This window comes from Sphingobacterium sp. SGG-5 (genome assembly GCF_011043525.1).
Lineage (GTDB): Bacteria > Bacteroidota > Bacteroidia > Sphingobacteriales > Sphingobacteriaceae > Sphingobacterium.
On the sequence record NZ_JAAKGO010000007.1, the window covers coordinates 264,513 to 277,874 of the forward strand.

Genomic DNA, 13,362 nt, shown 5'->3' on the forward strand with positions numbered 1-13,362 from the left:
ATCTTTATTCATAAAACAGCCCAAGAAAATAAATGTTTTCGCCCGAGTAAACTCGACGCATCGGAAAACAAAAATGAAGCTCTCCGTCATGGACGGAGAGCTTCATTTTTGTTGATCGGGGTGGCAGGATTGCTTTAGCCCCGCTGGCCCCAGACTCGCCCCCTAAAGCTCCTGCGGATCGAACCACGGTTCTCATCCCGCCACAAACAAAAAAAGTCCGACTTTCGTCAGACTTTTTTTGTCGGGGTGGCAGGATTCGAACCTACGACCTCCACATCCCAAATGTGGCGCGATACCGGGCTACGCTACACCCCGAAAGGTATCACCTTTTTTGTGGCCACAAATATATAAACCATTTTTGTCAACTACAAATAAAAACAATATTCACGTTTTAACTATCTTTGCACTAACCCAGCAAGATTTCGTATGAATAGAACCCTCCCTAAGCCACCGAAGACAGTAGATTTACATGCAGATGCCTTTCTGGATGACTGGGAAGATTACGATAGTAATGAGCTACTTGCTGAGTCAATAACCCGACTTCGGGAAACATTAGATGCTGCTATATATTGGGAATTTCAAGAAATAAGATATATACACGGCAAGGGAAAAGGAATACTCCGCGAAGCTGTATACGAAGAGTTAGGCTATTATAAAGAAAGCGGTTTGATTGTCCGATACTACCCTTCTCATCAAAATCAGGATATCGTTGTTGTAGTCATTGGATTATAAAAAATGTCTGAATTGTGAAGACACAAATAACCTCACAATTCAGACTAAATATCCTTTTATTTTGCAGGAACAATGGTGATTTTCCTAAATTCGACACCTGTATGGTCTCCTTGCAAGTAAATTGGTCCCGGTTCTCCTTCGTTACTATCTAAAGCCCCACCTGTAATACCAGGAATTTCCTGGTTATTGATAATTGTCTTTCCATTAGCAACTATAGTAACCATACGCCCCCGTAATGTAATTTCATACGTGTTCCACTCATTGACACCTAAGGTAGCCAGCTCACTCGGTGACAAAAAGCCATAAACACCTCCAAAATAGAGGGAGCCTGGATGTCTATCCTTCGGCGAATCCTCAATCTGCACTTCATAACGTCCCCGCAGGTAAATTCCCGAGTTGCCACCTTCTGCATAACGGAATTCGGCCATAAGTTTAAAATCTTCGAACTTTTGCTCTGTGATCAGATTAGCTCCAGCTTTCTGGTTAATCAAAATACCATCTTTCACTATCCATTGATTATCATTGGATGAAGTTGTCCATCCCGTCAAATCGTTACCATTAAAAAGTTCTATAGGTTCACCCCACTCCACATCACCAGTCCTTACTAAGTAAGGTGCCTTTACCCCGGTAAAGGCAAAAGTATTTCCTTTATTCGTTTGGATAGTTCCTTTAATCTCCTCACCGACAAGTTCTCCTTGGATAGTAAACACTCCTTCTCCACCTTCCCATTGTGGCGGGATATCAAAAGAAAACTTTCCCTGGTTCAATTTAATGTGTGATACAGGTCTACTACTTCCAGCATCAGAAACAAAAGCTCCTACCAAAACATTAAAGCCTGAAAGCTTAACCTCCAACCATGACGGTGCTTGCTTACCGTTTTTATCAACTGTAATATCCCAACGGCCGATTAGCCCTTTTGCCTCCTCTGGAATTGTTTGTGAAGCAGGGTTATGAATCTCTTCTTTTTGCTTACCATCTTTTTGCTTACCATCATTGACACCGTCGCACGAAATTTGAGTCATGCTAACCATTGCGCCCAATACAATAAATAGGCCAGTAGATTTTTTCATCATGTATGTTTAGTTTTATATAATACAAATCTATAAAAAAAGGCCAATAAATTACTATCTCAAGCTTTTTCTAAAATTTCACCCGTTTTTAACGTACGCTCCTATATGTTTTGTTTTATTTTTCGAAATAAAAATTATAACTTTGCACTCCGACAAAGCAGTCGGAATATCACTTCGTAAAAAAGCATTTCCCCCGCTTTGCAAACTACAATCTAGTATTTTAACTTTTTGAATTAAAAAAATAATGCCTAGAAATTCTTCCATCAATTCCGTTTTAATCATCGGCTCCGGCCCTATTATTATCGGACAAGCATGTGAGTTTGATTATTCGGGTTCTCAAGCTGCCTTATCTCTAAAAGAGGAAGGCATAGAGGTTTCCATTATCAACTCAAATCCCGCAACGATCATGACAGACAAAGTTGTCGCGGATCATGTCTACCTTCTCCCACTCACCTGTGAGAGTATTGAACAAATTCTTCAGGAGCAACAAATTGATGCTGTATTACCTACCATGGGTGGGCAGACGGCTTTAAATCTATGTATTGAAGCTTCTAACCGTGGTATTTGGGAAAAATACAATATCCAGGTTATCGGGGTAGACGTTGCAGCCATTGAGAAGACAGAAAATCGTGAAGAATTTCGTAAATTAATGGTAGATATTGGCATCGGTGTAGCAAAATCCAAAATTGCCAATTCATTTCTGGAAGGCAAGGAAGCAGCCCAAGAAATTGGGTATCCCTTAGTCATACGCCCTTCCTATACATTGGGAGGAACTGGAGGTGGGTTTGTACATCACAAGGATGAATTCGATGCCGCTCTAAATCGGGGTTTACACGCCTCTCCTACACACGAAGTACTCGTCGAACAAGCCGTATTAGGTTGGAAAGAATTTGAATTAGAGCTATTACGTGATGCAAATGACAATGTCATCATTATCTGTACCATTGAGAACTTTGATCCCATGGGTATTCATACCGGAGATTCAATTACGGTAGCACCTGGGATGACATTATCGGATAAATGCTATCAGGATATGCGTAACCAAGCTATCCGCATGATGCGCTCTATAGGTACTTTTGCCGGAGGATGTAACGTACAGTTCTCTGTAAATCCTGAAAACGAAGAGATCATCGCGATTGAAATCAATCCGCGTGTATCCCGTTCTTCAGCGCTGGCATCCAAAGCCACAGGGTACCCCATCGCCAAGATCGCCGCTAAATTAGCTATCGGTTATAATTTGGATGAACTACAGAACCAGATCACTAAAACAACTTCAGCCTATTTTGAGCCTACCTTGGATTATGTCATTGTCAAAGTTCCTCGCTTTAATTTTGATAAGTTCAAAGGTGCCAATAAGGAATTAGGATTACAGATGAAAGCTGTTGGTGAAGTCATGGCTATCGGCCGCACATTCATTGAAGCTTTACAAAAAGCTGCACAGTCCTTAGAAACCGGTCGTGCAGGGCTTGGAGCTGACGGTCGTCAATTGCGTAACCTCGAGGAAATCATGCATAGTCTGGAACATCCAAGTGCAGACCGACTTTTCCATATCAAAGATGCTTTTGAATTAGGTGTTCCCCTGGAATCCATTCGCAAAGCGACCCTTATTGATAAATGGTTCTTGATACAGATCCAGGAATTGGTACAGCTGGAACAGGAGCTTCGCCGCTATCAACTATCGAATATTCCGCGCGACTTTTTCATGACATTAAAGCAAAAGGGATATTCAGATCAACAAATTGCTTGGTTACTCGGTAATGTAACGGAAGACGAAGTTTATGACCGTCGTAAAGAATTAGGCATTCACCGTGTATATAAAATGGTTGATACCTGTGCGGCCGAATTCCCTGCACATACGCCCTATTATTACTCTACTTTTGAAGACGAAAATGAGTCTATCGCATCGGATAAAAAGAAAGTTATTGTATTAGGCTCTGGGCCTAATCGTATCGGTCAGGGTATAGAGTTTGACTACTCTTGTGTACACGGACTATTAGCAGCTAAAGAATGTGGCTACGAAGCGATTATGGTCAATTGTAACCCCGAAACTGTTTCTACAGATTTCAACATGGCTGACAAACTTTACTTTGAGCCTGTTTTTTGGGAACATGTGCGTGAGATTATCGAACTGGAAAAACCGGAAGGTGTTATTGTACAACTAGGCGGTCAGACCGCATTGAAAATGGCCGAACGTCTGGAGCAGTTAGGTGTCAAAATTATCGGAACGTCATTCCATGATATGGATCTTGCAGAAGACCGCGGGAGCTTCTCCGATTTGTTGAAAGAATTAGATATCCCTTATCCGAAATACGGCGTTGCAACTTCTGCAGAAGAAGCGATTAAAGTGGCTAGCGAAGTAGGATATCCCGTATTAGTTCGTCCTTCCTACGTATTGGGCGGACAAGGTATGAGTATCGTTATCAACGATGAAGATCTGGAGAAAGCAGTCGTCAATCTACTACACGCGCTGCCAGGCAACCATATCCTGATCGACCACTTCCTTGATAGAGCCGAAGAAGCTGAATCCGACTCTATCTGTGATGGCGAAGACGTACATATCATCGGTATGATGGAGCATATTGAGCCTGCGGGTATACACTCCGGAGATTCCTCCGCAGTATTACCTCCTTTCAGTTTATCCCAACACGTACAAGATAAAATGGAGGAGTATTCGATCAAGTTGGCAAAAGCATTGAATGTAAAAGGCTTGCTTAATATTCAATTTGCGATAAAAGATGAGAAGGTATACGTAATCGAGGCCAATCCACGTGCCTCACGTACTGTTCCTTTCATCGCGAAGGCTTACGATGTACCTTATATCAACATTGCAACAAAGGTAATGTTAGGTGCCAATACATTAAAAGATTTTAAAATCGAGCGTAAGCTGGAAGGATGGGCAATCAAAGAACCTGTATTCTCGTTCTCAAAATTCCCCGAAGTAGACAAGCAGCTGGGCCCAGAGATGAAATCTACAGGTGAGGCGATACGCTTTATTAAAGATCTTCAGGATCCATTTTTCAGAGAACTCGTTTCGAAGAAATCGATGTTCCTGAATGCACAGTAATAAAGTTATCTTTTACATAAGAAAAGGCTTGCCATTTTATTTCGGCAAGCCTTTATTTTACTTAAATATCCTTCACACATCGGAAACCAACATTATTCGTAGGGCTATTGATTTCACCTTTCCCACGGCTACCTGCTTTATAGCGTTCACAATATTGATCATTACATAAAAAAGATCCACCTCGTTGCACTCGTTTTACCAACCCTGGCTCTTGTGGATCATGCGAGGTTGTAGGTCCTTTTGGATTCTCCTTCGGGCTATGGTTGTAATAATCGGGGGTATAAAGATCTGAACACCACTCCCACACATTCCCTTCCATATCATACAAACCGTATGCATTCGCAGGGAAAGACTTCACAGGCGATGTCGTTTCGAACCCGTCTTCTTTTGTATTTTGCCGTGGAAACTCTCCCTGATAGATATTGGCCAACCATTTTCCTTTTTCAGTTTTTTGATCGCCCCAATAATAGGTTTCCGAAGTATGCTTACCCGCTTTTGCTGCATATTCCCATTCGGCTTCGGTTGGCAAACGCTTACCTGCCCATTTCGCATATGCTTCGGCATCTTGATAGGCTACTTGTGTTACTGGGTGGTTTTCCCGTCCTTTTATAGAACTGCCGGGACCTTCGGGATATCGCCAGTTTGCTCCCGGTACATATTTCCACCACTGCAAATGGTTATGGAGCCCATGCACATTATCCGGAGCCGAAAACACAGCAGATCCCGGCACCAATAATGCTGGATCAGCTCCTGGAAATTCGTTCGGATCTAACTCTTTTTCAGCTACTGTTATGTATCCTGTTGCTTTCACGAACATTTCAAATTGTGCATTGGTCACTTCGTGCTCATCCATATAAAAAGACGACACCTCAACTTCATGAAGAGGAAGCGCATCAGGGAAATTCTTAGATCCCATAACAAATGTTCCTCCTTCAATATAAACCATGGGTGCCTCATCCTCTCCGGTCTGGCGGTGAAGCGAATCAGACTTCGCAACACGACTAAATCTACTTGGAATACTCGACATTGCACAGCTCGCAGCCGAATCCGCTTCCGCCAAGTGTGCACCTTGTCGTTGTGTATTGGTACACCCTAACACCAAAAAGAACGGAAACAGAAAACCTAAAAATCTCACTAACATGCAATAAATATATAAAAACAATTACCGGTATCAAAAAAAACAAGACCCAGCCTCAAGAAAGACCGGGTCTTGTTTTAATAAAACAGAAACAAAACGGTTAAACATTCAATTGTTTACCCTTATTATCTACCTTAGGACGTATTTTGGTATTACCCCCTCCATTCAAAGTCAGGTCAACCGGTGTATTTGTCTTCCATGCACCTTTGGTAAAATCCGGAAAGCTAACCAACTTACTGTTCTTGCCTACTGATTCGACACTCAATGGCACAATAGCACTCCATGCTGCCGCATCATATACATCCTGATCCAACGGAAGACCGTTTCTTAAGCAATCGATCAGTCGCCAGTCCATCATAAAGTCCATACCTCCGTGGCCACCGACTTTCTTCGCTTCTTGGCCAATAAATTTTACTAATTCCGGTGTATATTTCTCGCGTAGTTCTTCCACCATGTCATCGGTCAGGAAACTATGTCCATGTTTATAGCTTTTCAATGATATACCCTGCTTCGGGTACTTTTCGGCAAATCCTTTGGTGCCGCTCAACAAATGTATCCGCGAATATGGGCGGGGAGAAGTAACATCATGCTGAATCATGATGGTCTTTCCTTTTTGGGTACGAATCAACGTTGTATTCATATTACCCCTGTATTTTTTGCCCACAAACGGCGCATATACATCATCCTCTTTGGCCAACCGTTCCGCTTCCTCCGCCATATGAAAATCATCGGTCTGCATAGCAACCAACGAAGTCATTACATCACCACGGTTAACGTTCATACATTGAGCAACAGGACCTATACCATGTGTCGGATAGAGGTTGCCATTGTATTTAATATTTTCCTTCAACCGCCAAAAATCATCGTAATACGTCTTACTGAAGTTTAAATCCAATAAGTCATGGATGTAAGCTCCTTCTGCATGAATTATCTCTCCAAAAACGCCTTCACGGGCCATTTTTAAAGTCAGCATCTCAAAAAAGTCATAACAACAATTTTCCAACATCATACAGTGCTTTTTGGTCTGCTCGGATACTTTTACGACTTCCCAGCAATCTTTTACTGATAGGCCGATAGGAACTTCACAGGCCACATGCGCACCCGCTTTCATGCCCGCGATACTCATTGGTGTATGCCAATCCCACGGCGTACAGATATATAGTAAGTCGATCTGTACATCTTTTAGCATCTGCTGCCATCCGTTATCTCCCGAATAGATCACAGGTTTCGACAATCCTCTTCCCGTTACTAGGTTCTGCTGTTTTAACGCACGATCTTCGTGCCGATCGCATAACGCAACGATTTCTGCTCCTTCGATATAGGTATACCGATCGACAGCCCCAGACCCTCTATTTCCTAACCCTACGATCGCGACCCGGACCTTATCCAATTTCGGGGCCCGATACCCGGACATGTTAAACCTTGGACTTGCCTTTGCTTCTGCATTCAATGTTGGCAAAGTGACAGCCGTTGCGGATAGCAACGATACTTTTTTTAGGAAATCTCTTCTATCGGAATTCATACGGTGAATTTATTAATATAATATAGATTTAAATACTTGTAACAAAAAAATTAAAGGGGACATGAAGCCCCCTCTAAAATCACCTATTTTAAAACAAACTAAACAGTTCTCACTACATATAACCAATCTGGACTTTCAAGGCTTATTGGCTACCGATATAGCGGTACTCATCCGCTTATCTATCACAATATTAATCGATATCAGGGATAAAAAAAAATAAAAAACAAACGCAAACGTTTGTTCTAAAAACGAAATCGTTTGACTTCAACAAAAACGGCCATTACCCCTCTTTAAGCCCCAAACCTTATGGCACCCACGATTTCCTTGAGATAGGTTTCAGATAATTTAGCCTGCAGTTTGGATGAATTATAGCGTGTAACTGCATTAAGATAATTCTCTTGTGCATCTCTAAATTCGACCGAGCTGATTGTTCCTATCCGAAATTTATCCATCGTAATCGCGAGGTTCTGCTTTGCAATCTGAACATTTTTCCTTTCCAATTTATACAGAGCCACATGGGTCTGATAACTTTGGAAAGCCTGCATTAAGGATGTCTCCACAAAATTTTGCTGTTGTGATGCAAGCAGATCCGCATTGTCGATCCGTAACTTGGCAATACGCTCGCTCCTCCTTTGGTTAAATCCATCAAAAATATTTATCGAAGCTGTAACGCCATAGTTAAGGCCCCTGGAGCTGGATTGTGCCACAAAGCCTAAACTTGATTCCGTTTCCGAAAAATTATATCCCCCACGAAGGCGAACCGTAGGATAACGATTGGCCTTTATTGTTTTAAGTTCTAACTCCGCTAATCGTTTCGATATACCTATGGCCAATAAGTCCGGATTGTGTTTTTTCGATTTCTCCAATAACTCGGCAAAAATGAGCTTTTCGTCCACATCTACATCTGCTACAACGTCAAATTCGATATCGAGGTCTCGAGCCAACAGATTGTTCAATGTTATCTTTAAATTTTTAACAATCTCCTCCTGTTTAATCCGAGCGGTCTGATCTGTATTCAAATTCACCTGAACGTTCAAAACCTCCAGTTTTGATGCTTTACCGATCATATACCTATTCTCCGCCGTTTGTAGCCGTTCCTTTGAAATCGTTATACTGGAGTCCAGCGCCAGCAACAGGTTGTTTTGCTCCACTATAGTATAATACGTACTTATCACATCGGACACTTGCGTCAGAACAGCCTTCTTAAGCTGTATATCGCCCTGTTTTTCCAGTTCCTTTAATGTTTCATACCTTGAAAACATACCGAGCCCATCAAATATCGTCCATCCCACACTGACACCATATGTCATACTGTTATTTCTTGCATTATCCAACGCCCGCACAACACCCGTATTTTGGGTCTGCGTTGAGTTTTGGAGATTATTATTTTGCGAAAAATCACCCGTTACGTTCGGTAGCATACCAGCATTTCCATAAGTCACGTTTTCTTGGACAATCAACAAATCATTTTTCGCTAACCTGATATCATAGTTATTCGCTAAAGCAATTTCAACAGCTTGTCGAACAGTCAGCATTTCTTGGCCATACCCTATGCCGATATATAAGCCAAAAAAAATAACTCCTAAAATTTTTAATTTCATCATTCCTCTATATTATCGAACTCTGGCCTATGTACTCTCTTTCTAGACAACATCAAGTAAAATGCGGGAATAACATACAGCGTCAGTATCAACGAGAAGACTGTACCGCCAACAATAACCACCCCCATACCTATACGGCTAACCGATGCTGCTCCTAAAGACAATGCAATCGGAAGAGCACCTAAAGCGATGGCAAAAGATGTCATCAAAATCGGCCGGAGCCGGGCCTCTGCAGCTTTAACAACAGCCTCATATTTTTCATATCCGCTATCACGAAGCTGATTGGCAAATTCCACGATCAAAATTCCATTTTTTGTAACTAAACCGATCAACATAATGGTACCGATCTGACTGAAAATATTCCATGACTGCCCAAATAACCACAATGAAAACATAGCTCCTCCGACAGCCATAGGTACGGTCAATAAAATAATTACTGGATCGACAAAACTTTCAAATTGTCCTGCAAGAATCAAAAATATAAGTAAAACAGCCAGTCCGAATGCAAACATGGTATTGGAACTACTTTCAACGAAATCGCGGGCTTCTCCGCCAAGATCTGTGGAAAATGTATCGTCCAACACGCGATCCCGGATAGCGTCCATTGCTTGTATACCATCTCCCAAACTAACCCCCGGCGCTAAGCCAGCCGAAACTGTCGCCGACATATACCGGTTGTTATGAAACAGTTGCGGAGGACTACTGTGCTCTTCGACTTTCACAATATTATCCAATTGTATAAGGTCACCGGACTTATTCTTCACATAAATCGATGCCAAGTCCATTGGCGTCGCACGATCCTGCTTATCAAATTGTCCCATAACCTGATATTGCCTTCCGTTCATCATATAGTAGCCAAAACGCTGTCCTGAAAGTGACATCTGCAAAGTTTGAGCGATGTCCATCACCGACACCCCTAAAGTTTGTGCCTTCTCACGATCAATCATGACATATACTTCAGGCTTGTTAAACTTCAAATTGACGTCGACCACCGAGAATGTCCTGTCTTTGGATAACTCCTCCATGAATTCCGGAACCTTCTCCTCTAATTTATCAAAATTCTGTGCCTGAATAATATATTGTATGGGTAGCCCCCCTCGCCTATTGACAGAGATAGTAGGCTGTTGGGAAACCGTTATATGTGCCTCCGAATAGCGTCTGGTGAGTCGCGACAAAGAATGGGCAACCTCAGCTTGTGAACGATCTCTTTCACCCGGTTCAACCAAGCCCATACGGACCATACCCGTATTGACCGATGCTGATCCAAAGCTAGGTGATGTAATAACCAAACTTACTTTCTTCTCGGGGATCGAATCGTTAATAAGCATCGTCAGATCCGTCATAAAGCGGTCCATATAATCGTATGAAACGCCTTCAGGTGCAGTGGCACGTAAGGAAACAAAACTCCGATCATCATACGGTGCGGTCTCTTTCGGTAAAATCTGGTAAAACAAATACGTCAAACCAAAACAAAAGAGAATGATGAACACGGCTAACCACTTGAATTTTAAAAAGCTCTTAAGTGACCCTTCATACTCCTTATTCATAATCTCAAAATACTTTTCCGTCCGGCTGTAAAATGTCGATTTATGTTGTTCTCCACCTTTCATGAGATACGCATTTAGCATAGGGGTAAGAGATAAAGACACAAAGGCGGATATCAATACAGCCGAACCGATGACAACGCCGAATTCTCGAAATAAACGTCCAACGAAGCCTTCCAGAAAAATAACAGGCAAAAATACGGCAGCCAGTGTAATGGAGATCGAAATGACCGCAAAGAAAATTTCATTGGATCCCTTAATGGCGGCCTCAATCGGAGACATCCCCTGTTCCACTTTTTTAAAGATATTTTCTGTTACCACAATACCGTCGTCGACCACCAACCCTGTCGCCAGAACGATTGCCAAGAGGGTCAATACATTAATGGAAAAACCACATAAATACATGATAAAAAATGTAGCAATCAACGATACGGGGATATCTATAAGTGGTCGAAAAGCGATGGACCAATTCCTAAAAAACACATAGATGATGAGGACAACCAGTATAATGGCTATAATAAGCGTTTCAACAACCTCCAATACGGATCTCTTGACGAACATCGTATTATCCAAGGCCACGTTTAGCTCAAAACCTTTTGGTATCTCTTTCTCCAAACGTTCATATTCCTGATAAAAGCGCTTAGCAATATCTAAATAATTTGTTCCGGGTTGGGGTATAATATTCAAAGCAATCATCGGATAACCCGAATCGGACATTTTTGTCTCAAAATTTTCCGCTTCAAGCGCTGCATTTCCCACATCCTTAAGCCGGACAATCTTTTCTCCTTCGGTTAGAATGATAATATTATTAAACTGCTCTTCCGATTCTAGGTTACCCATGGTTTTTACAGCTAACTCTGTATTTGCCCCCGTTAACTTTCCGGAAGGAAGTTCAACATTTTGTGCATTTAAGGCCGTTCGAACATCCAAGATCGTCAAACCATAAGAAGCTAATTTCACCGGATCTATCCATAGCCGCATCGCATAATTACGCAGCCCCCATATCCGTATCGAACTAACCCCCGGAATAGTCTGCAAACGTTGGGCGATTACATTTTCCCCATAGTCTGAGAGCTCCAGAACATCTTTGGTCGAGCTTTGTACAGTCATCGTAATGATGGGTTCCGAATCAGCATCAGCCTTGGAGACAACAGGTGGCGCGTCAATATCTTGCGGAAGTCTACGTAAGGCTTGTGACACTTTATCCCGCACATCGTTGGCAGCTTCCTCCAAGTCTTTTTCCAGATTGAATTCAATGCTAATACTACTGCTACCTTGATTACTGGACGAAGAAATATTCCGGATACCATCTATGGAATTGATAGACTTCTCGAGCGGTTCTGTAATCTGGGATTCGATAATCTCTGCATTCGCTCCCGTATAGTTTGTACGCACTGAAATCTGAGCTGGATCTATAGAAGGAAACTCACGAACACCCAAAAATGTATATCCTATTATACCAAATAGGATGAGCATAAGATTCATCACTATCGCTAATACAGGTCTTTTGACACTAAGTGTAGATAAACTCATTCCTCGTAGATTAGCGTAATGAAACTTGAATTGGACTACCGTCACGTAATGACATCATCCCCGATGTCAACACCGTATCTCCGATATTTAATCCTTTGGTTATCAAAACATCTTCATTTGTTCTGGCCCCGGATTCAACGACGATTTCTCTTGCACGTCCCGAGTCGAGGATAAACACCTTCTTTCCGTTCTGAATAGGAATCAACGCTTCAGTAGGGATAAGTATCGCATTTTCTAATGTTTCCAATGGAAAATTGATATTGACAAACAATCCCGGTATCAAATTATGTTTCGCATTATCCACTATAGCCCGGACACGTAGTGTCCGTGTATTGGACTCGATCTTCGGTTCTATCGCGTAGATCCGAGCCTCATAGACCGTAGAGTCACCTTGGATAGAAACCTGGATAAAGGTATTTGTCTTTACCTTTGTGGCATATTTCTCGGGAACTGAGAAATCAACTTTCAACTTACTTGTATTCACCAATTGAGCAATTTCGGTCGTCGGTGTAATATAACTGCCTTTCGATATGTTTCGCAATCCTATTGTTCCCGAAAAAGGAGCTTTCAGTACGGTCTTGCTAAGCTGTGCTTCTATAAGCTGAATTTGAGACTGTGCAGTCTGATACTCCGCCTTCGCTAAATCATATTCTTCCTGGCTAATAGCTTCTTTTTCCAACAATAACCTCGCTCTTCGTTCGTTTTCGGCTGTTAACGATTTTCTGGTATTTGCTTCGCCCAATTGAGCACGTAGCTCTGAATCATTAATTTTCAATAAGACTTGGCCAGCACTAACTTCCGACCCTTCCGTGAAATTTAACGTCTCAACAATACCTGAGATTTCTGATCGAAGTTCAACCACTTCATTCGGTTCTATCGCACCGGTCAACGATAAATAATCTGAAAAAGGCCGTCCTTTGGCGACCGTTGCATACACCGTAGCCGCACCTCTTTCCTTACGAGCTGTCTCTAACTTTCTATTCTTACTATTTTCTAATAGGCGATAAGCAACTAATCCAATAATAATTACCCCTATTGCGGATAAAAAAAACACTATTCTTCGGGTCATACAATGATCTGTCGATGGTAAAAACCACAATATAAAATTATTAACCCAAACTATTTGTAAAAATGTTATGATAGACTTTTATGGCTAAC

Annotated in this window: 8 protein-coding genes and 1 tRNA gene; 2 read left to right on the plus strand and 7 right to left on the minus strand. The window is 41.9% G+C overall.

What is annotated here, in order from left to right; all coding sequences use genetic code 11:
* Window positions 1-241: 241 nt before the first annotated feature.
* Window positions 242-315, minus strand: a tRNA-Pro gene (locus G5B30_RS13000).
* A gap of 111 nt (window positions 316-426) precedes the next feature.
* On the opposite strand from G5B30_RS13000, the gene G5B30_RS13005 reads away from it, so the two are divergent.
* On the plus strand, window positions 427-732 hold the full coding sequence (locus tag G5B30_RS13005; protein WP_165320425.1) for a Smr/MutS family protein: 306 nt from the start codon (window positions 427-429) through the stop codon (window positions 730-732).
* A gap of 56 nt (window positions 733-788) precedes the next feature.
* Here the strand turns inward: G5B30_RS13005 and G5B30_RS13010 are convergent, their stop codons facing one another.
* Entirely contained in the window at window positions 789-1,805 is a 1,017-nt protein-coding gene (locus G5B30_RS13010) for a DUF1080 domain-containing protein (RefSeq protein WP_165320426.1), read from the minus strand.
* Between the two features lie 241 nt (window positions 1,806-2,046).
* On the opposite strand from G5B30_RS13010, the gene carB reads away from it, so the two are divergent.
* Window positions 2,047-4,866 (plus strand): carbamoyl-phosphate synthase large subunit, encoded by a 2,820-nt coding sequence (carB, locus tag G5B30_RS13015; protein ID WP_165320427.1) that lies wholly within the window; start codon window positions 2,047-2,049, stop codon window positions 4,864-4,866.
* 61 nt (window positions 4,867-4,927) lie between these two features.
* On the opposite strand, the gene G5B30_RS13020 is transcribed toward carB, so the two are convergent.
* From G5B30_RS13020 to G5B30_RS13040, 5 genes are all read right to left on the minus strand, one after another.
* Window positions 4,928-6,007 (minus strand): formylglycine-generating enzyme family protein, encoded by a 1,080-nt coding sequence (locus G5B30_RS13020; RefSeq protein WP_165320428.1) that lies wholly within the window; start codon window positions 6,005-6,007, stop codon window positions 4,928-4,930.
* Window positions 6,008-6,104: 97 nt separating this feature from the next.
* Window positions 6,105-7,526 carry a Gfo/Idh/MocA family protein gene (locus G5B30_RS13025; RefSeq protein WP_165320429.1) on the minus strand — a complete coding sequence of 474 codons (1,422 nt, stop codon included), beginning with the start codon at window positions 7,524-7,526 and terminating at the stop codon, window positions 6,105-6,107.
* A 290-nt stretch (window positions 7,527-7,816) separates the two neighbouring features.
* Entirely contained in the window at window positions 7,817-9,130 is a 1,314-nt protein-coding gene (locus tag G5B30_RS13030; RefSeq protein ID WP_206367118.1) for a TolC family protein, read from the minus strand.
* Complete coding sequence (locus G5B30_RS13035; protein WP_165320430.1) at window positions 9,127-12,204, minus strand: efflux RND transporter permease subunit; 3,078 nt, start codon at window positions 12,202-12,204, stop codon at window positions 9,127-9,129. Before G5B30_RS13035 ends, G5B30_RS13030 begins: the two co-directional genes overlap by 4 nt.
* Window positions 12,205-12,214: 10 nt before the next feature.
* A complete protein-coding gene (locus tag G5B30_RS13040; RefSeq protein ID WP_165320431.1) occupies window positions 12,215-13,273 on the minus strand; it encodes an efflux RND transporter periplasmic adaptor subunit in 1,059 nt (352 codons plus the stop codon).
* Window positions 13,274-13,362: the final 89 nt, after the last annotated feature.

What these genes read in the sequence shown, in the direction of transcription:
- G5B30_RS13040 (WP_165320431.1), bottom strand. Translation starts at nt 13,273, where the DNA reads ATGACCCGAAGAATAGTGTTTTTTTTATCCGCAATAGGGGTAATTATT.
- G5B30_RS13010 (WP_165320426.1), bottom strand. Translation starts at nt 1,805, where the DNA reads ATGATGAAAAAATCTACTGGCCTATTTATTGTATTGGGCGCAATGGTT.
- G5B30_RS13020 (WP_165320428.1), bottom strand. Translation starts at nt 6,007, where the DNA reads ATGTTAGTGAGATTTTTAGGTTTTCTGTTTCCGTTCTTTTTGGTGTTA.
- G5B30_RS13030 (WP_206367118.1), bottom strand. Translation starts at nt 9,130, where the DNA reads ATGATGAAATTAAAAATTTTAGGAGTTATTTTTTTTGGCTTATATATC.
- G5B30_RS13025 (WP_165320429.1), bottom strand. Translation starts at nt 7,526, where the DNA reads ATGAATTCCGATAGAAGAGATTTCCTAAAAAAAGTATCGTTGCTATCC.
- G5B30_RS13005 (WP_165320425.1), top strand. Translation starts at nt 427, where the DNA reads ATGAATAGAACCCTCCCTAAGCCACCGAAGACAGTAGATTTACATGCA.
- carB (WP_165320427.1), top strand. Translation starts at nt 2,047, where the DNA reads ATGCCTAGAAATTCTTCCATCAATTCCGTTTTAATCATCGGCTCCGGC.
- G5B30_RS13035 (WP_165320430.1), bottom strand. Translation starts at nt 12,204, where the DNA reads ATGAGTTTATCTACACTTAGTGTCAAAAGACCTGTATTAGCGATAGTG.